Here is an 18626-nt window from a genome sequence, read left to right as displayed (position 1 = left end):
CGCACCCCCGTTCGGGTGCGGCGCCGTTTTCGCGTCGGGTGCTCGCGCGTCAGGCGGTCAACCACTCCCGGAGCGAGCCGTAGCAGGCGCGGATTGCGTCGGCGCGGACGTGCTCGTCATCGGAGTGCGCCAGTAGGGCGTCGCCCGGGCCGAAGTTCACCGCGGGGACGCCGGCGGCGGAGAACCGCGCAACATCGGTCCAGCCGTACTTGGGCTTGGGCTTCTGGCCCACGGTCGCCACGAACGCCGCGGCGGCCGGGTGGTTCAGGCCCGGGCGCGCACCGGCGGCCGCGTCCGTGCGCTCGAGATCGTAGCCCGGCAGCAGCGCCCGGACGTACGCCTCGGCACCGTCTGGGTCCTTGTCCGGGGCGAACCGGTAGTTGATCTCCGCCTCGCAGTGGTCGGGGATCACATTGCCGGCGATGCCGCCGCCGATCTTCACGGCGTTGAGCGACTCGCGGAAGTCGAGCCCGTCGACGTTCACGGTCACGGGCCGGTGCACGGAGAGCCGGGTCAGCACGTCGGCCATCTTGTGGATCGCGTTCTCCCCCATCCACGCGCGCGCCGAGTGGGCGGCCCGGCCCTTCGTCGTGACGCGGAACCGGATCGTGCCGTTGCAGCCGCCCTCGACGGTCCCGTCGGTCGGCTCGAGCAGGATCGCGAAGTCGCCGTCGAGAAGCTCCGGACTGTTGCGGAAGAGCCGGCCGAGCCCCGACTTGTAACCCTCGACCTCCTCGTGATCGTAGAACACGTAGGTGACGTCGCGGTTCGGCGCGGTGAGCCCGGCCGCGAGCGCGAGCTGCACGGCGACGCCGCCCTTCATGTCGGTCGCCCCTCGCCCGTAGAGCACGTCGGTGCCGTCGTCGTCCTTCTCCCACACCGAGGGCACGGTGCCGCGGGAGCCGGGCGTCGTCGGCAGCGGAACCGTGTCCAGATGCCCCGCCAGGATGACGCGCTCGGCGCGACCGAGCTCGGTGCGCGCGATGATCGAGTCTCCGTCGCGGTGCACGCTCAGGTGCGGCAGCCGCGCCAACGCCGCCTCGACGGCGTCCGCGATCGCCGCCTCGCCGCCGGAGACCGATTCGATGTCCATCAGCCGGGCCGTCAGCTCCGCGACATCCCCTTCCAGGTCCAGGTGCGCGGGGGCCGCTACGACGCCGTCTTTCACGTGTTTATGGTTAGTCACCGAACCATCCTATCGCCGGTCGCCGCCGTTAGGATGGAATCATGACTTCTGCTTCCGCTCAGCCCACCGCTGCCCGAAACACCGACGTACGCGTGGCCGCCGGCCACGGCCTCGCCACGGTCGCCGCCGACGGGTCCGTGCTCGACGTCTGGTTCCCCGCCCCCGCCTTGGGCTCGCTCGCCGACGCGCAGGACCTCACGGCCGACCTGAACGCCTCCGCCATCGAGGACGCCGATCGCGGCACCCGCCAGGAGGTCGTCACTGTGGAGGCCGACCTCGACGCGGCGCCGACCAGCACGGCCGACGCCTGGCTGCGCCTGCACCTGCTCTCGCACCGGCTGGCGGCCCCGAACTCGATCAACCTCGACGGCGTCTTCGGCCTGCTCACGAACGTCGTCTGGACGAACTTCGGCCCGTGCGCGGTCGAGGGCTTCGAGCTGACGCGCCTCAAACTGCGCCGCCGCGGCAACGTCACCGTCTTCGGCGTCGACAAGTTCCCGCGCATGGTCGACTACGTCGTGCCCTCGGGTGTGCGCATCGGCGACGCAGGCCGCGTCCGCCTCGGCGCCCACCTCGCCGAGGGCACCACGGTCATGCACGAGGGCTTCGTGAACTTCAACGCCGGCACGCTCGGCAGCTCCATGGTCGAGGGCCGCATCTCCGCGTCCGTCGTCGTGGGCAACGGATCCGACGTCGGCGGCGGCGCCTCGATCATGGGCACCCTCTCCGGTGGCGGCAAGGAGAAGATCGTCATCGGCGAACGCGTGCTGCTCGGCGCGAACGCCGGTGTCGGCATCTCGATCGGCGACGACTCCGTCGTCGAGGCCGGGCTTTACGTCACCGCGGGCACGCGCATCACCCTCGGCGACCAGGTCGTCAAGGCGCTCGAGCTCTCGGGCGTGAAGAACCTGCTCTTCCGTCGCAACTCCACCACCGGTGCGGTCGAGGCCCTGCCGCGCAAGGGGCAGACGGTCGAGCTCAACTCCGCGCTGCACGCCAACTAGCCGATGGCGGCACGACGACGGCGGCGGCGCCGTTTCAGGGCCTTCCTCACTCTGGCCCTGAGCGTCGCCGTCGTCGCCGTGGGCATCTACGGCGTCTCGCGGTACGCCGGTGAATCGCAAATCCTCGTCCGCGAGCAGTGCACCGCGTTCATCGGCTCCGAGCGGCACACGCTCGCACCCGACCAGGCGGCCAACGCGGCCCTGATCGGTGCCGTTTCCGTCGAGCGCGGCTTGCGCGCCCGCGCTGCGACGATCGGCATCGCGACGTCGATGCAGGAGTCCAAGTTGCGCAACATCGACTACGGGGACGAGGCCGGCCCCGACTCCCGCGGTCTGTTCCAGCAGCGCCCCTCGCAGGGTTGGGGCACCGAGGAACAGGTCATGGACCCCTTATACGCCGCCAACCGCTTCTACGCGGAGCTCGAGCGCTTCGACTACTCCTCGATGCGCGTGACCGAGGCCGCGCAGAAGGTCCAACGCAGCGCTTTCCCCGAGGCCTACGAGCAGCACGAGCCGACCGCGCGCGCTTTCGCCTCCGCACTGACCGGACACTCGCCGGCCTCCCTCGACTGTACCCTCCGCCGCGCCGAGGCCGCCGGCGACGCCGCAGCCGTGCGCGACCAGCTGGGTGAGCAGCACAGCCCCTTGCTCGCCGCCCGGGCCGAGGTGGACGGGCGCCGGCTCAGCATCCCGACACATGCCTCCGGCGGGCTCGTGGATTCGAACGAACTGACCCAGCGTACGGGTTGGTCGATTGCGCAGTGGGCGGTCGCCCGTGCCGGCACGGAGAACATCGAGTCCGTCTCTTTCGGCGGGCTGATCTGGAACCGGGCGGAGAACCGCTGGGTCCAGGGAAGCACGACGGACGGGCACGTGATCGTCACGGTGTCCGCCGCCCCGGGCACCCCTACCGGATAAGGCGGATCATCGGCTCGAGGTAGCTGCGCAGCAGGCGCTCGTCGCGCACCAGCTCCTGGCTCAGGATCACGGTCCGGTCCCCCACGAGCCACGCCCGGCGCTCGGCCAACGGCAGCTCGATCATGTTCAGCGTCAGAACGTCTTGCGGGTCCGATTCCAGGGACCGTTCCTCGACAAGCGACTCGAGCACCTGCCGGCGACCCGCGGCGGCGTGTTCGCGGCTCAGCGCGTTGTACTCTCGGCGCCGCTCGTGCGACCAGTCGGTCGCCGCCCCGTAGTGGGCGCGGAGCAGTCGCTGCAGCGACGGTGAAGACCGGTAGGCGTTGAAGTGCGGCTGCCCGAGCAGCCCCGGCTCAGGTGTTTCCGTCTCGTCCGGCGACCCGTCGGCGTCGTACCGCGTGACGATGCGCCGCCACCACTGGTGCCATTCCTGGCACAGCTCGGCGAACTCCGCCCGGCTGAACTCATCAGCGGCGCGCGGCTTCACCGGCGGGCTCAGCGGACTCAGCATCGGAGTCTGCGGCGAATCGCAGAGCGCGGGCGAGGCCCTGCGGATGCCGGCCAGATCGCGGAGATAGAGCGCGATCAGCATACTCATGTGGCTTCTGGCCGATACCTGCCAGCCCGGACCGGAGCGCTCGAACACTGCAACCGCCCATCACTCGTGAGACTTCTTAGTCTGTGATTTCCACCGTAGCCCCGGCTGTGGCCCCGCGCCAGCATTTAATCGCAAACGGCGCCGGCGAGTACGTGAGTACTCGCCGGCGCCGTGGGGGTGCACCGGACCTAGCGGGTCGGGTAGTCGCGCTCCGGGTGGCCCACGTAGAGCTGGCGCGGGCGGCCGATCTTCAGGCCCGGCTCCTGGATCATCTCGCGGTACTGGGCGATCCACCCCGGCAGGCGGCCGAGGGCGAAGAGAACCGTGAACATCTTCTCCGGGAAGCCCATGGCCTTGTAGATGAGGCCGGTGTAGAAGTCGACGTTCGGGTACAGCTTGCGCTCGATGAAGTAGTCGTCGGCGAGGGCCTTCTCCTCGAGGCGCATGGCGATGTCCAGGAGCTCGTCTCCACCGCTGAGCTTGCCGAGGATATCGTGCGCCGTCTGCTTGATGAGCTTGGCGCGCGGGTCGTAGTTCTTGTAGACCCGGTGGCCGAAGCCCATGAGGCGGACGCCGTCCTCCTTGTTCTTGACCTTCTCCATGTAATCTTCGGGGCTGACGCCCTCCGCCTGAATAGTGCGAAGCATCTTCAGGACGGCCTCGTTGGCGCCGCCGTGTGCGGGGCCGGAGAGGGCGTTGATGCCGGCGGAGACCGAGGCGAACATGTTCGCCTGGGCCGAGCCGACGAGCCGCACGGTCGAGGTCGAGCAGTTCTGCTCGTGGTCTGCGTGGAGGATGAGCAGCAGGTCCAGCGCCTTCACGATCTCCGGGTCCATGACGTACGGCTCGGCGGCCGTGCCGAAGGTCAAGCGGAGGAAGTTCTCGACGAGGCTGTGCGAGTTGTCCGGGTAGAGCAGCGCCTGGCCGATGGACTTCTTGTAGGCGTAGGCCGCAATGACCGGCATCTTGGCCAGCAGGCGGATTGTGGACAGCTCGACCTGCTCCTCGTCGCTCGTGTCGAGGGAGTCCTGGTACCACGTCGACAACGCCGAAACGGCGGAGGAGAGGACCGGCATCGGGTGGGCCTCGCGCGGGAAGCCGCCGAAGAAGCCCTTGAGCTCCTCGTGCAGCAGCGTGTGGCGCCGAATCTTCTGGTCGAAGGCCTCGAGCTCAGTCGGGGTCGGCAACTCGCCGTAGATGAGCAGGTAGCTGGTCTCCAAGAAGCTCGACTTCTCGGCCAGCTGCTCGATCGGGTAGCCGCGGTAACGCAGGATTCCGGCGCCGCCGTCGATGTACGTGATCTCGGACTTGGTCGCCGCGGTGTTCATGAAGCCGGGGTCGTAGGTGACGTTGCCCGTGGACTTGAGCATCGGTGCGATGTCGAAGCCTGCGTTTCCTTCGACCGCCGGGACCACCGGCAGTTCCAGGTCGGCGCCATTGAACGATAGGCGCGCTGATTTCTGTTCCGTCATAACCTCTCCTTGGTTCGGAGTGAAGGTGGATCGAGCGTCAACGCGATTGCGCCTCAGCGATAATCAGGCAACACGGTACCGGCATGACGTACAACATATCTAATCGACGCTCTGCTTTACGGCCCCTTGACAGCGGCCATGAGTCGTGCTTTTGCGGCGTCGATCCGCTCGTCCGCGGCCGTCAAAGCTACTCGCACGTAACCTTCTCCGGCGTCCCCGTAGAAACTGCCGGGCCCGACGACGATGCCGAGCTCTGCGAGCCGGCCGACCGTCGTCCACGTATCCTCGCCCGCGGTGCACCAGAGATAGAGGCCCGCCTGCGAGTGCTCGATGCGCAGCCCAAACGCCTCGAGGGCGGGAATCAGGCGCTCGCGGCGGCCGCGGTAGAGGTCCTTCTGGGCCTGAACGTGGGCATCGTCGGCGAGACCGACGCGCATGGCCTCCTGCACCGGATAGGGCACGATCATGCCCGCGTGTTTCCGGTTGTTGATCAGGCTCGGCAGCAGGTTGGGGGCCCCGGCCACGAAGGCGGCGCGGTAGCCGGCCACGTTGGATTGCTTCGACATCGAGTACACGGCCAGCAGGTCGGTGTGATCGCCTCCGCTGACGGCCTCCTCCAGCAGGCCCGGCACACCGGCCTCCCAGTCGCCCCAGCCCAACTCGGAGTAGCACTCGTCGGAGGCGACGACCGCCCCGAGGGAACGTGCGTCGGACACGACCTCGGCCAGAGAATCTGCGGAGCGGACGATGCCGGTCGGGTTGCCCGGGGAATTCACCCAGACGAGCTTGACCCGAGAGCGGACGTCGTCCTCCAGATCGCGCAGCGAGTCGGCCGCGACGGACGTCGCGCCGGCGAGCTGCGCGCCGATGTCATAGGTCGGATACGCCACCACGGGGCGCACGACGACGTCGCCCTCCCCCAGCCCGAGCAGCAGCGGCAGCCACGCGACGAGCTCCTTGGAGCCGACCGTGGGCATGACGTTCGCCGGATCCAGGCCCGGGACGCCGCGACGGCGCGCGAACCAGTCCGCGATGGACTGGCGCAGCGCCACGGTGCCGTGAGTCGTCGGATATCCGGGCGCGTCGGCTGCGGCACGCAGGGCGTCCTGAATGACGGCCGGTGTCGGGTCGACGGGCGTACCGATCGACAGGTCGACCGTTCCCCCGGGGTGCCCCGCGGCCTGCTCACGGTACGGGCGCAGCGACTCCCAGGGGTAGTCCGGCAGCGTCAGCATCCGACTCAGGCCTGATTCTGCGGCGGCAGGGCGGACACGAAGGGGTGGTCCTTGCCGGTGTTGCCCATCTTCGCCGCACCTCCCGGGGAACCGATCTCGTCGAAGAACTCGACGTTCGCCTTGTAGTAGTCGGACCACTCGTCGGGGACGTCGTCCTCGTAGTAGATGGCCTCGACCGGGCAGACCGGTTCGCAGGCGCCGCAGTCGACGCATTCGTCCGGATGGATGTACAGCGAACGGTCGCCCTCGTAGATGCAGTCGACGGGGCATTCGTCGATGCAGGCCTTGTCTTTCACGTCCACGCACGGCTGGGCGATGATGTAGGTCACTGAACCCGCTGCCTTCCTACTGGTCTGTGTTCTCGAAGCTGGCGTCGCCGCCCCGCACGGAAGTCCGGGCGCAGACGACTAGGTACCAGCTTAGTCCCTGCGCCCGCACACAGCATTCGGTCTCCTGGTGTGACGGTAGGCTACTTAATGTGACCATCCGCTCCTTCGATGACCTTCCCGCCGGCGAACGAATCGTCGTGCGCTATCGGCTGCGCGCATCCGGGCACGGGCCCACGCTCTCCGACGCTCTGGGCACGTTCACCGGGATCGAAACGGACGACGACGGCGCCGTCGTCGTCATCGAGACCCGCTCCGGGGCGGTTAAGGTGCCGCTGGCGGACATCACCCACGCGAAACAGGTGCCGCCGGCCCCGCCGCGCCGTCGCCGCGGCCCGTGATCTTCGCTTCATCTCCGGTTTGAAAACACCAATCACTTCGTTCTCTTCCCGTATGATGGCAGGCATGTCTTCTGCCCAAGCCGCTACTGACGAAGAACTCCAGGCCCGTGCCCGCGCCCTGAGTTCGCCGCTGCGACTGCGCATCCTCCGCCTGTGCCTGCACAAGGCGCGCACCAACAAGGAAATCGCGGACCTCCTCGAGATCAACCCCGCGACGAGCCTGCACCACGTGCGCACACTCCTGAGCAACGGGTTCCTCGAAGCGGGCGAGACGCGCCGCGGCAACCGCGGTGCCAAGGAGGTCCCCTACCGCGCGACGCGCATGTCCTGGGGCACCAAGATCCCCGATGCGGCGCCCGTCCTCGTCGACACGTTCCTGCAGGAGATCGACGGGCTCGCACCGGACGAGATCCAGGTGATGCGGATCGGGCTCAAGCTCACCGAGGAGGACCAGCGGGAGATGCTCGGGCGGATCAAGGACCTGCTCGCCGAGTATGCGATGCGCCCGGCGGACGACGACGGCGTGGCCACCTCGCTCTTCCTGGCCCACCACCTCGACCAGACCGCGGGCTGAGGCCAGGCCCGCCTACCGGCGGCGGCGCAGGGCTGCGGCCGAGAGGAACAGCGCGACGATCGTCGCCGCGACCAGTCCGAACGTCCACAGCGACCCGGCAAGCGCCGGGCCGAACATGTGCTCCCGGTTGCTCCACGGGACGATAAGCCAGTTGACCGAGTCGAACGAGATGAGCGCGACGACGCCGTAGGCCAGCGTGCCCGCGAGCGCGGCGGCCCACAGCCGCTCCGAGTACGTCGCCGCCAGCGTGAAGAACGCCGTCGCGAGCACGAGCGCGGCGAACGCACCCCACGTCACGGGGGTGTCGCCGAAGTAGAGGATCTGCCCGTGCAGCATCGTGCCGAGCAGTGCCGTGAGCAGCCCGGCGACGACGGCGGCGATCCCTCCGACGATGGTGCCGTACCGGGCGCTCGTGGGCTGGCTGGCCTGCTGCTGCGTCATGGGTCCTTCCAGGGGATCTCGAGAGGTCCGGATCAGTCTACGCGTCCTGCGCGCGACTCCGCCCCTGAAACGCGAGAACGCCCCGCCGCCACCGGTGCGAACCGGCGGCGACGAGGCGTCGTCGTACGAGGAAGCAGATCAGGCGCGGGCGCGGGCGCGCTGGGCCTTGCTGCGGTCGTTGGCGTTGAGCAGAACCTTGCGGATGCGGATGGCGTCCGGGGTGACCTCGACGCACTCGTCCTCGCGGGCGAACTCGAGGGACTCCTCGAGCGTCAGGATGCGCGGCGGGGTCAGGTTCTCGAAGGTGTCCGCAGCGGCAGAGCGCATGTTGGTCAGCTTCTTCTCCTTGGTGATGTTCACGTCCATGTCGTCGGCGCGCGAGTTCTCGCCGACGATCATGCCCTCGTACACCTCGGAGGTCGGCTTCACGAAGAACGAGCCGCGCTCCTGCAGGTTGATCATCGCGAACGGGGTCACGACGCCGGCGCGGTCGGCGATCATCGAGCCGTTGGTGCGGTACTCGATCGGGCCGGCCCACGGCTCGAAGCCATCGGCGAGCGAGGATGCGATGCCGGCGCCGCGGGTCTCCGTCAGGAACTTGGTGCGGAAGCCGATGAGGCCGCGGGCGGGAACCACGAACTCCATGCGAACCCAGCCGGTGCCGTGGTTCGTCATGGACTCCATGCGGCCCTTGCGGGAGGCCATGAGCTGCGTGACGGCGCCGAGGAACTCCTCGGGCACGTCGATGGTCATGCGCTCCATGGGCTCGTGCACCTTGCCGTCGACCTCCTTGGTGACGACCTGCGGCTTGCCGACGGTCAGCTCGAAGCCTTCGCGGCGCATCTGCTCGACGAGGATGGCCAGCGCCAGCTCGCCACGGCCCTGCACCTCCCAGGCGTCGGGGCGCTCGGTCGGGAGGACCTTGAGCGAGACGTTGCCGATGAGCTCCTTGTCGAGACGATCCTTGACCTGGCGTGCCGTGACCTTGGCGCCCTTGACCTTGCCGGCGAGCGGCGAGGTGTTGATACCGATCGTCATGGAGATCGCCGGGTCGTCGACCGTGATGAGCGGCAACGGCTTCGGGTTCTCGGCGTCGGTGAGGGTCTCGCCGATCATGATGTCCTCGATGCCGGCGACGGCCACGATCTCGCCGGGGCCGGCGGACTCGGCCGGGACGCGAGTGAGGCCCTTGGTCGCGAGCAGCTCGGTGATCTTCACGTTCTTGAGCTGGCCGTCCTGGCGGGCCCAGGCAACCTGCTGGCCCTTGCGCAGCGTGCCGTTGAAGATGCGCAGCAGCGCCAGACGGCCGAGGAACGGCGAGGCGTCGAGGTTGGTCACGTGCGCCTGCAGGACCTCGTTCTCGTCGTAGGACGGGGCCGGGACGTGCTTGAGGATGGTCTCGAACAGCGGCTCGAGGTCTTCGCTGTCCGGCAGCTCGCCGTCGCCCGGCTGGGTCGTCGAGGCGCGGCCGGCCTTGCCGGAGGCGAAGACGACCGGCAGGTCGAGCACGGAGTCGAGGTCGAGGTCCGGGACCTCTTCAGCCAGGTCCGAGGCGAGGCCCAGGAGCAGGTCCATCGAGTCGGCGACGACGCCGTCGATGCGCGCGTCGGGGCGGTCGGTCTTGTTGACCACGAGGATGACCGGCAGCTTTGCGGCGAGTGCCTTGCGCAGCACGAATCGGGTCTGCGGCAGCGGGCCTTCGGAAGCATCTACGAGGAGGACGACGCCGTCGACCATGGACAGGCCGCGCTCGACCTCGCCGCCGAAGTCGGCGTGGCCGGGGGTGTCGATGACGTTGATGAGCAGCTCTTTGCCCTGGGCCGCAGGGCCGGAGTAGAACACGGTGGTGTTCTTGGCGAGGATCGTGATGCCCTTCTCGCGTTCCAGCTCGCCCGAGTCCATCACGCGGTCTTCCGTCTCGCCGTGAGAGGAGAAGGCGCCCGTCTGCGCCAGCATCGCGTCAACGAGGGTGGTTTTGCCGTGGTCAACGTGCGCAACGATGGCGACGTTGCGCAGGTCTTCGCGTCGGGTGATGGTTTCAGACATGCGTAAATGGCTCGCTTCGAGTAGAGGGAGAGGGCGCGCAAAGGCCCAGACGTGTCAAGTCTACCCGGTGGAAACGCAGACGGCGTATCGCGCCCGCAAATCGGGGCGCGATACGCCGTCTGCCGACGCGCGTCAGTCGACGCGCAGCCCCTGCTCGCGGAGCAGGGCGCGACGCGCTTCGCGTCGTTCACGCTGCTCGTCGGGATCCGGAACCGGAGCCGCCGCCAGAAGGCGCTTGGTGTAGTCCGCCTGCGGCGCGTGAAGCACTGTCGAGGTGGCTCCCTGCTCGACTGCCCGGCCGTCCTTCATGACGACCACCTGGTGCGCGAGCAGATCGACGACAGCGAGATCGTGGCTGACGAACAGACACGCGAACTCGTACTCCGCCTGCAGTTCAGCGATCATCTCGAGCACCGACGCCTGAACGGAGACGTCGAGCGCCGACGTCGGCTCATCGGCGATGAGCAGCTCAGGTTTTAGCGTCAGAGCGCGCGCGATGGAGATTCGCTGGCGCTGACCGCCGGAGAGCTCGTGCGGGTAGCGGTTCAGGACGCTGCGCGGGAGTCGGACGGCATCGAGGAGTTCCCCGGCACGTGCGAGTCTCTCCTTCCTGTTCCCGACCTTGTGAATGACCATCGGCTCCGTGATGCAGTCGCCGATCGGGAAACGCGGGTTCAGCGACGCGGCCGGGTCCTGGAACACGACGCCGATCCTGCGGCGGACCGCCTTCGCCTCCTTCGGAGGCAGAGCGGCGAGATTCTCCCCCTGAACGGCGAGAGTCCCGCTGGCCACAGGCAGCAGTCCGAGGACCGCTTTGGCGATGGTCGATTTTCCGGAACCGGACTCCCCCACGATGCCGAGGATCTCGTTGCTCGCGACGTCGAAGGAGACTCCTTCGACGGCGCGGAACTTGTGTCCTCGCATGTCGTACTCGAGGACGAGGTCTTTGGCCTCGAGCACGAGCCGGCGTTCTCGCTCCGAGACCCCGGAACGCTCAGCACTCGCGAGCGCCTCGTCCGCGTGCCGCAATCGCGGGACGGCCTCGAGGAGCTTCTGCGTGTACGGGTGCTGCGGACGGGTGAGGACATCCTTGACCGTCCCGGTCTCCACGAGGTCGCCACGGAACATGACGGCCACGCGGTCGGCCATGTCGGCCACCACGCCCATGTTGTGGGTGATCAGGAGAATGCCCGTGCCCAGTTCGTCCTTCAGGCGGCGCAGGAGATCCAGAATCTCCGCCTGCACCGTCACGTCGAGCGCCGTCGTCGGCTCGTCCGCGATGATCACCTTGGGATTGCACGAGATCGCCATGGCGATGACAATCCGCTGGCGCTGCCCGCCGGAGAACTGGTGCGGGTACTGCTTGATTCGCTTCGCCGGATCCGGGATACCCACCTGTTGGAGGAGCTCCACCGCGCGGTCCACGGCTTCCTGACCGTACGCGAGGTCGTGCAGCTCCAGCGCCTCGGTCATTTGCCGCTCAACGGTCAGCACCGGGTTGAGCGCTGTCATCGGTTCCTGAAAGACCATCGCAACGTTCGTGGCCCGCATTTTGCGGACCTGCTCCGGATCCATTCCGACGACGTTGCGCTCCCCGACACTGGCAGCACCCGTGATGTGCGCGTTCTGCGGAAGCAATCCCATCGCGGCGGTAGAGGTCACGGATTTGCCCGAACCGGACTCCCCGACGAGCGCGACGACCTCGCCGGGGGCCACCTCCAGGCTGAGCTTCTTGACAGCGTCCACGTCGCCGAACTCGGTGTCGAAAGTCACACTGAGGTCAGCGAAGCTCAGGACCGACGTCTTGCGGTGCTCGATTGGAGTGCTCATGCGTTGGCCTTCGCTTTCTTCCTCTTGCTGCGTTTCTGCGTTTGCCGCGGGTCGAAAGCGTCACGCAGGCCGTCGCCGATGAAGTTCACGCTCAGCGCGATGGCAACGATGATGGCGCCCGGCCACCAGAAGAGCCACGGTCGATTGGTGAATGAGTTCTGGTATTCGCTGATGAGCAGTCCCAGAGACGATTCAGGCGCTCGCACACCGAAGCCGAGGAAGCTCAGTGACGTCTCCAGCAAGATGGCGCCGGCGATGGCGAACGTCGCGTTGACGACAATCACGCCGATGGTGTTGGGCAGGAGGTGCTTGAAAATGATGCGGCCGTAGGACGCACCCATGGACTGTGCCGCGGAAACGAACTCTCGCTCGCGCAGGGAGAGGATCTCACCGCGCACGAGACGCGCCAGACCGGTCCACGTGACGAGTCCCAGCACCAGCGCCAAGTAGACAATCGAGCTACCCAGGTTGCCGGCCATCTGGCCGAGAACCGCCGCGAGAACCAGCAGCGGGATCACGATGAAGAGGTCAGTGATACGCATCAGGATGGAATCGACCCAGCCACGGAAGTAGCCCGCGACGGCGCCGATAATGGCGCCGATGGCCGTCGCAACAGCGCCGACTATCACCGCGATGATGATCGATTTCTGCGTCCCGCGCATCACCAGGGCGAAGTAGTCCTTGCCCGTGTTCTCCTGACCGAAGGGGTGCTCCCCCCAGATGAAGCCATCGCCACCGAGCCAAGTGGGTATCAGGCTCAGAGTGGGACGCCCGCCGTCGACAACGGATCCGGCGGCGAAGTAGCTCTTGTCCCACCAGCCGGGGATGCCAGCGAATCCGATGGAGGAGAAGGCCATGATGGTAATGAACACCAGCATGCACACGGAGATCATGGCTGCTTTGTGATGGAGGAAGCGCCGCCGAATCATCTGCCCTTGGGAGAGCGACTCCGCGTCTTCTTGAATGAGCCGAGCGTCCTCAGCCTCGGCCAGCGAATAAATTTCACCCGTCGCGGGTGATTTCTGTTGCTTGGGAGTACTCATACCCTGATCCTCGGGTCGATGACGGCGTAGAAAATATCGGCCAGCAAGTTGAAGAGAATGGCTGCCGTGCCGGTGACGAGGAAGAACGCCATCACCGGATTCGGATCCACTTCGCGCAGACCCGTGATGAACAGCTCACCCATTCCCTTCCAACCGAAGACGGACTCCGTGATGACAGCCCCACCGATCAACGCCGCGAAATCGAACGCCGCGATCGTGGCGATGGGGATGAGTGCATTGCGGAACGCGTGCCGGAAGATCACGGTGCGCTCAGGCAGGCCCTTCGACCGTGCTGTCCGGATGTAGTCCTGGCCGGCGACCTCGAGCATGGAGGAGCGCGTGTAGCGGCTGTAGCTGGCCAGCGAAATGATCGTCAACAAAATGGTCGGCAGCAACAACTGGGTGCCCTGATCCAACATGGTCTGCCAGAAGTCGCCACCGAAGTTCGGCGTCTGGGAGCCAATGGTGGCAATAGGCCGCGGCTTCATTCCGAGGAAGCCGGGCCACGCGCGGAACACGTGATCGATGACAGTCAGGCCCGCTCCGATGACACCGGTGGCGACGCTCACGCCCGCGGCCGTCGCACTGTAGCGCCCGCCCATTTTGCGTCCAATGAACCAAGGAATCAGCACTGCGAGCGCCAGACCCGCAACGATGAACCACCAGTTCATGTAGTAGTAGAAAACGTTGAACAGGGCGATCTGCAGGACCGACACAAGCGCTGCGGTGATCAGCGCAGGATACAGAACCTTGCGGTTCTTCACGCCGGTGGCCATTGCGGTAGCGCTCAGCGCGACGGCAAACGTCAGCAGAGCAACTCCGACATATCCCAGCTGCGGATTGCGGAAGAAGTCCAATGCGGTCAACGCCGGCAAGGCGACAGCGAAGAACACGGCAGTCACAGCAAAGGTGATGATGCGTCGGCGGATGCTTCCGGCTAAGAAGACTTGCATGAGGAAGCCCGCGATCAGCGACGTCAGCGTTATTTGTATGACGCTGAAGTCTGGCTCGCTCAGCCAGTTGTTGTAGCCGATGGCGAGGTATTCCTTCAGCAGGACTGCAGCCCAGAAGACGGGGAGCGAGAAGAAGAGGAAGGTCAGGAACGTCACGCCGTAGTCCAGGCCTGAATACTGGCGCACAGCCGTCAAGATTCCGATCGCGATGCCGAAAACCAGGGCCAGAAGTGTGGCCAGCAAGACGAGACGCAGTGTCGACGATGCCGCTAGCTCGAGGAGGGAGTTGACTGAGACACCAGAGCGATTGGTTCCAAGGTCACATTGGAGGGCGAAGCACTTGCCGACACCCATGAGCCACGTCAAATACCGCTGGTACCACGGCAGATCGAGGTTCATATTCGCGATCCGCTGTTCCATCAGGTAGTCGCGGTTCTCAGCGTTGCTTTCTCGCAGATCCTGAAGCGGGTCACCCGAATTGATGACTAGGATGTAGAGCAGAACGGAGGCGCCGAAAAGAATGACGAGCGCAGCACCGATTCTGCGAAGGATGAATTTAAGCACGGGAACTGGTTCCTTTCGAAACCGTCACCACCCGATACGGGTGGACGGACAGGACGCGGGGCCCGGCGCTGTTTGCGTCGGGCCCCGCTCCTGATCGGACGGCTACCTAGCTACTATTCGGCGGCCCGCTGCCAAGTTGGGGCGTTCCAGACGATCCCATCCTGGGTAGCTGTACCTTCGACGTTCTCGATATTCGCAGCCGAGGAGTCGAGCCCCGGGTGCGCGAAGATCGGGATGCCGAACAGGTCGTCCCAGAGCAACTTTTCGATTTCCTTCGTCTGCTCGAGGTGGACCGACTCGTCAAGCGACGTAGCCAGGGTCCGCCATGCAGCATCGACTTCCTCATTCGAGTAGTCCGTGTAGTTCTGCGGCTTACCCGTGGCGTAGATGTTCTCGCCCGACGTGATCTGGCCCGAACCGGCCCAAGCGAACAGCGCTACCTCGTAGTCGCCACGCTCCTGAGTACCACCCGGCTGGAAGAAGTCAGCATCGCCAGCGTCGACGATGTCGAATCCTGCCTCGTCACACGAGGACTTGATCATGGCAACCTGATCAGAACGGCGGGGGTTCGGCGCGGAGTAGCCGATGCGGACCTCGGCACCGTCAGCACCTTCGGCCTCGAGAATCGCCTTGGCGCCCTCGATGTCGACCTCGTCGTACTGGCCGTCGTACGAAGCGTCGACGACCTCACCATAGGTGTCCTGGAACGGGAAGACCTCGCGAGCGTTCAAAACCTCGGCCTCCGGGTTGATCGGCTGGATGAGGTTCTCGACGATCTGCTGGCGCGGCACGCACATGGCAAATGCCTTGCGCAGTTCGAGATTGTCCGAGAAGAGCGAGCCTTCAGTGAAGTTGAAGTCGAGGTGCTCCCACGTCAGAGTGTCGCCCTGGTGGATGTTCACCTTGTCGCCGAGCCCTTCGAGCTGGCTCAGCGTGTCGACCGTCGGCTGCGGAGCGATGACGTCGAGGTCGCCATTGTCGAGGGCCTGAACCATCGCACCCTGGTCGACGAAGCGCATGACCAGCTCATCGTTCGCGGCAAGCTCACCGTAGTAGTTCTCGTTGGGAACCAGCGTCACCGACTGGCCAGCTTCCCAGGATCCGAGCTTGTATGGGCCGTTGACAGGAACCAGCTCTTCGTCCGGAAGCGTTCCTGGGTCGGTGTGCCAACCGGTGTTCCAGAATTCGGCGGCGTCTGCGAGCGCCTCGGCGTCGCCATCCCGCGCTGCCTCGACGAATTCTTCGGTGGTCAAGCCGCCCTGTTCGGCAACCACGTGCGCCGGGTGCAGCATCCAGGTCTGGATTTGCCAGTCAGGGTTGGGGGCGGCGAACTCCACGGTGAAGGTTTTGCCCTCCGCGTCACCCTGCGGTCCCTCCGGAACCTCATCCCCAAGATCAGCGGAGACGGAATTGAAGAGGGGTTCGTCGCCGGACTTCAGGTTGGGATTCTGAAATGCCCACGCGAGCACCGCGTCGGCAACCGTGATCGGTGTGCCGTCGGACCACACCGCGTCGTCAGCGATCGTGTACTCGATCACCATCGGGTCTTCGCTCACCATCTCGAAGGAACCGAGGTCCTCATTGGGGAGGATCTCACCGTCAGTCCCGAAGTACGTGAATCCCAGCTGCATACGGTCCACGATCGCGGAGTTGTACGTGCTGTAGGTCTCCGGGGTGAAGCCGTTGTAGCTGATGAAGTCGTTCGGCCCCACGGACGCGGAGATCGACTGATTTTCAGCAGCCGTCCCGCCGCCGCCGCCGCCGCCGTCACCGTTGGGGTCCGTCTCGGGCGCACACGCGCTCAGGGCCAGCCCCAGGATCGCTCCTGCGGCCACTGCCGTGGAAATACGCTTCAGACGCATTCCGCCTCCTTGTGTCTGCATGTGAATCACATGTCACTGTTTCTGGCCGTCCCGACCTCCGCCGGTCCGACCGCTTCGCCACACACAACGTGCGTGGCATGCCTCACACGAGAGAGACTAGTCCGTGAAACGTTTCTTGAATATAAACTTTCGGGCCCTTGAGGCGAATGTTACCGACTCGCAACATTCCGTTACGTGCATCACATCCACACCCGCAGGCCGTGGCAGCGGGCTCACTGGCGGAAAATCAAGGATGTACTTCAGGTTGAAGATTCCCAATCACTCCCGCCCGTCATGACGGGCCTCTCGACGAGGAAACATAAAGTTTCCAATCGGTCGACGCGGCGCAGAGTCAAGCGTGCGCCTGGCTCGCTGCCCGCGCGATCGGCAAGCCTCACGACGACGACGGCAGCCGGCTCTTGACATTCTCCTGCGGATCGTCTAGCAAGCTCGGCGGATGCAAGATTCTCTGACACGACGACGGCGGGTGGTCCGTCAGCGCTTGCGCGTCGCCGGACCACCCGCCGCATCTCTGGCCGGTTCGACCCGGCCGAGATGGGCCGCTAGACCACTGGTGGGCCGTCCGCCCGCGGGCCGGAAGCCGGAGGGGCCGTCGGAGGTACCGTCCGTCCCGCCGCCGGACCGGGCTCCGGATCGGCCAGATCGTCCAAGTCGACCTTGTTGAGCGTCCGAGCCGCGGCGTCGCGTCCGCCGAGGCCGAAGGCCAGCGCCGCCGCGAGGGCGCCGCCGATGACGACCGCGCCGAACGCGAGGTTGATGATGGAGTCGGCGAGGCCCATGTAGCGCAGGCCCATCGCGATGAACAGTGCGATGGCCGAGTACCGCAGCACCTTGGACGCCAGGCCGTGGGTGACGAACTTGCCGATGAGCTTGGCGATCAGGAAGCCGGCCGCGATGATGACGCCGCCGAAGAGGACGTTGCCGCCCAGCTCCAGGATCTCGTGGAGGATGTTGGTGATCGCCGGGAAGCCCAGCAGCTGCGCCGCCATGATCGCGAAGAAGATCATGATGGCGACCTGGACGATCTTGGTGATCACACCGGAGGCGCTCGCCCCCTCCGGGACGACGCCGAGGCTGCCGAGGGCACGGTCGGTACCGACGCCGCGCAGCAGTTCCTCGAGCAGCTTGCCGAGGAACGAGGAGATGACGAAACCGATGGTCAGCAGGATGCCCGCCGCGATGATGGCGGGAATGGCCGCAAGGAACATCGTGAGCATCTGCTCGGCCGGCTGCGAGATGGCTTCGATGCCGAGGACCTGAAGTGCCGCGATGGCCACCACGATGATGATGACGCCGAAGAGCAGGTTTCCGACGAGCGAGGAGACCTTGGCGTTGGTCTCGTGCGGATCGGTCGGTTCGGCGTCCCTCGGCTTGAACTTGCTGGTCAGTTTGCTCAGATCGACAGTGGCGAGAGCTGTCTGGACGAGCTGGCGCACGATCTTGGCGATCACGTAGCCGATGAAAAAGATGAATCCGGCACCGATGAGGTTGGGCAGGAACCCGAAGATCCCGCCGAGCAGACCCTGCAGCGGCGAGAGCGCCTGCTCCAGATTGAAGAGCTGCAGAATGGCGATCAAGCCGAAGAGCCAAACCAGCAGCGAAGCGATCTGACCGATCGACTCACCGATCTGCTGCCCGTCGTTCCCCTGCTTCTGCAGCGCCGGGATCTTGGCGACCGCCTTGCTGATGGCCCACTTGACGGCCTTCGCGATGATCCACGTGACGACCAGGATGATGATCGCGAAGAGCACCTTCAGGAGCATCGACCCCCAATCGATGTCACCTAGGAAGTTCGACTGCATGACTATTCTCCTCCCGTATTCTGGCGAACCGGCCGGGGCGCCGAATCGCGATGTCCCCTTTGAGCGTAGAAAGTTATGTGACACACCACAAGGGTTTTAAGGACACGGGATGAATTCACGCCAATTCTTGAGGAAGTCGTTCGCCGGCGAGGGAAAGCGCTAGTCACCGCCCTCTAGAACTGATCGCCGGCCCACTGACCCCCACAAATTCGCTGTCCGCGGGGCGGATAGAACCCGATCGGCGCGGGCATTCGATCTCGAATGCCCGCGCCGATTTCAATGCACCGGGAGACGGCCATGGTCGCGCAGACCCGTCAATTCGCGAGAATCGAATTCCCGGTTAATAGTTC

The 18626-nt window shown here is 65.8% G+C and carries 16 protein-coding genes; 4 read left to right on the top strand and 12 right to left on the bottom strand.

What is annotated here, in order from left to right; translation table 11 throughout:
- Positions 1–49 precede the first annotated feature (49 nt).
- Positions 50–1186, bottom strand: coding sequence for a succinyl-diaminopimelate desuccinylase (gene dapE, locus EV380_RS02780; protein WP_242607479.1), 1137 nt, complete (start codon positions 1184–1186; stop codon positions 50–52).
- 41 nt (positions 1187–1227) lie between these two features.
- Here dapE and dapD point away from each other — a divergent pair, with 41 nt between their 5' ends.
- Together dapD and EV380_RS02770 are read left to right on the top strand one after the other, a co-directional pair.
- Entirely contained in the window at positions 1228–2190 is a 963-nt protein-coding gene (gene dapD / locus EV380_RS02775) for a 2,3,4,5-tetrahydropyridine-2,6-dicarboxylate N-succinyltransferase (RefSeq protein ID WP_130449205.1), read from the top strand.
- Positions 2191–2193: 3 nt separating this feature from the next.
- A complete protein-coding gene (locus tag EV380_RS02770; RefSeq protein WP_130449203.1) occupies positions 2194–3108 on the top strand; it encodes a hypothetical protein in 915 nt (304 codons plus the stop codon).
- On the opposite strand, the gene EV380_RS02765 is transcribed toward EV380_RS02770, so the two are convergent.
- The 4 genes from EV380_RS02765 to fdxA all read right to left on the bottom strand — a co-directional run bounded on the left by EV380_RS02765 (position 3098) and on the right by fdxA (position 6742).
- Complete coding sequence (locus EV380_RS02765; protein ID WP_130449201.1) at positions 3098–3706, bottom strand: hypothetical protein; 609 nt, start codon at positions 3704–3706, stop codon at positions 3098–3100. The genes EV380_RS02770 and EV380_RS02765 overlap by 11 nt on opposite strands.
- Before the next feature lie 188 nt (positions 3707–3894).
- Positions 3895–5178, bottom strand: coding sequence for a citrate synthase (locus EV380_RS02760; protein WP_102157455.1), 1284 nt, complete (start codon positions 5176–5178; stop codon positions 3895–3897).
- A gap of 116 nt (positions 5179–5294) precedes the next feature.
- Positions 5295–6413 carry a succinyldiaminopimelate transaminase gene (gene dapC / locus EV380_RS02755; protein ID WP_130449198.1) on the bottom strand — a complete coding sequence of 373 codons (1119 nt, stop codon included), beginning with the start codon at positions 6411–6413 and terminating at the stop codon, positions 5295–5297.
- Between the two features lie 5 nt (positions 6414–6418).
- Positions 6419–6742 (bottom strand): ferredoxin, encoded by a 324-nt coding sequence (gene fdxA / locus EV380_RS02750; protein ID WP_102157453.1) that lies wholly within the window; start codon positions 6740–6742, stop codon positions 6419–6421.
- 149 nt (positions 6743–6891) lie between these two features.
- On the opposite strand from fdxA, the gene EV380_RS02745 reads away from it, so the two are divergent.
- Both EV380_RS02745 and EV380_RS02740 read left to right on the top strand, forming a co-directional pair.
- The gene (locus EV380_RS02745) at positions 6892–7140 is read left to right on the top strand and encodes a putative acetyltransferase (protein ID WP_102157452.1); all 249 of its coding nucleotides are present in this window, start codon (positions 6892–6894) and stop codon (positions 7138–7140) included.
- Between the two features lie 64 nt (positions 7141–7204).
- The gene (locus tag EV380_RS02740; protein WP_102157482.1) at positions 7205–7714 is read left to right on the top strand and encodes a helix-turn-helix domain-containing protein; all 510 of its coding nucleotides are present in this window, start codon (positions 7205–7207) and stop codon (positions 7712–7714) included.
- Between the two features lie 12 nt (positions 7715–7726).
- Here EV380_RS02740 and EV380_RS02735 read toward each other — a convergent pair whose 3' ends face one another.
- From EV380_RS02735 to EV380_RS02705, 7 genes are all read right to left on the bottom strand, one after another.
- A complete protein-coding gene (locus EV380_RS02735; RefSeq protein ID WP_130449196.1) occupies positions 7727–8155 on the bottom strand; it encodes a hypothetical protein in 429 nt (142 codons plus the stop codon).
- A 138-nt stretch (positions 8156–8293) separates the two neighbouring features.
- The gene (typA, locus tag EV380_RS02730) at positions 8294–10201 is read right to left on the bottom strand and encodes a translational GTPase TypA (RefSeq protein ID WP_130449194.1); all 1908 of its coding nucleotides are present in this window, start codon (positions 10199–10201) and stop codon (positions 8294–8296) included.
- Between the two features lie 132 nt (positions 10202–10333).
- A complete protein-coding gene (locus EV380_RS02725) occupies positions 10334–12031 on the bottom strand; it encodes an ABC transporter ATP-binding protein (protein ID WP_130449192.1) in 1698 nt (565 codons plus the stop codon).
- Positions 12028–13074, bottom strand: coding sequence for an ABC transporter permease (locus EV380_RS02720; protein WP_102157448.1), 1047 nt, complete (start codon positions 13072–13074; stop codon positions 12028–12030). The genes EV380_RS02725 and EV380_RS02720 overlap by 4 nt, the downstream gene beginning before the upstream one ends.
- The gene (locus tag EV380_RS02715) at positions 13071–14591 is read right to left on the bottom strand and encodes an ABC transporter permease (RefSeq protein WP_130449190.1); all 1521 of its coding nucleotides are present in this window, start codon (positions 14589–14591) and stop codon (positions 13071–13073) included. Before EV380_RS02715 ends, EV380_RS02720 begins: the two co-directional genes overlap by 4 nt.
- A 113-nt stretch (positions 14592–14704) precedes the next feature.
- Positions 14705–16453 (bottom strand): ABC transporter family substrate-binding protein, encoded by a 1749-nt coding sequence (locus EV380_RS02710; RefSeq protein ID WP_130449188.1) that lies wholly within the window; start codon positions 16451–16453, stop codon positions 14705–14707.
- A gap of 563 nt (positions 16454–17016) precedes the next feature.
- Positions 17017–18276, bottom strand: a complete 1260-nt coding sequence (locus EV380_RS02705) for a mechanosensitive ion channel (RefSeq protein WP_130449186.1) — start codon at positions 18274–18276, stop codon at positions 17017–17019.
- Positions 18277–18626 lie beyond the last annotated feature (350 nt).

Source organism: Zhihengliuella halotolerans, from assembly GCF_004217565.1.
GTDB lineage: Bacteria > Actinomycetota > Actinomycetes > Actinomycetales > Micrococcaceae > Zhihengliuella > Zhihengliuella halotolerans.
This window is presented reverse-complemented; position numbering and strand designations above follow the sequence as displayed.

Bases quoted from the DNA above. Each gene is read 5' to 3' on its own strand.
- EV380_RS02740 (WP_102157482.1), top strand. From the start codon at position 7,205: ATGTCTTCTGCCCAAGCCGCTACTGACGAAGAACTCCAGGCCCGTGCC.
- EV380_RS02705 (WP_130449186.1), bottom strand. From the start codon at position 18,276: ATGCAGTCGAACTTCCTAGGTGACATCGATTGGGGGTCGATGCTCCTG.
- EV380_RS02760 (WP_102157455.1), bottom strand. From the start codon at position 5,178: ATGACGGAACAGAAATCAGCGCGCCTATCGTTCAATGGCGCCGACCTG.
- dapD (WP_130449205.1), top strand. From the start codon at position 1,228: ATGACTTCTGCTTCCGCTCAGCCCACCGCTGCCCGAAACACCGACGTA.
- EV380_RS02765 (WP_130449201.1), bottom strand. From the start codon at position 3,706: ATGAGTATGCTGATCGCGCTCTATCTCCGCGATCTGGCCGGCATCCGC.
- EV380_RS02720 (WP_102157448.1), bottom strand. From the start codon at position 13,074: ATGAGTACTCCCAAGCAACAGAAATCACCCGCGACGGGTGAAATTTAT.
- typA (WP_130449194.1), bottom strand. From the start codon at position 10,201: ATGTCTGAAACCATCACCCGACGCGAAGACCTGCGCAACGTCGCCATC.
- EV380_RS02710 (WP_130449188.1), bottom strand. From the start codon at position 16,453: ATGCGTCTGAAGCGTATTTCCACGGCAGTGGCCGCAGGAGCGATCCTG.
- EV380_RS02770 (WP_130449203.1), top strand. From the start codon at position 2,194: ATGGCGGCACGACGACGGCGGCGGCGCCGTTTCAGGGCCTTCCTCACT.
- EV380_RS02735 (WP_130449196.1), bottom strand. From the start codon at position 8,155: ATGACGCAGCAGCAGGCCAGCCAGCCCACGAGCGCCCGGTACGGCACC.
- dapC (WP_130449198.1), bottom strand. From the start codon at position 6,413: ATGCTGACGCTGCCGGACTACCCCTGGGAGTCGCTGCGCCCGTACCGT.
- EV380_RS02725 (WP_130449192.1), bottom strand. From the start codon at position 12,031: ATGAGCACTCCAATCGAGCACCGCAAGACGTCGGTCCTGAGCTTCGCT.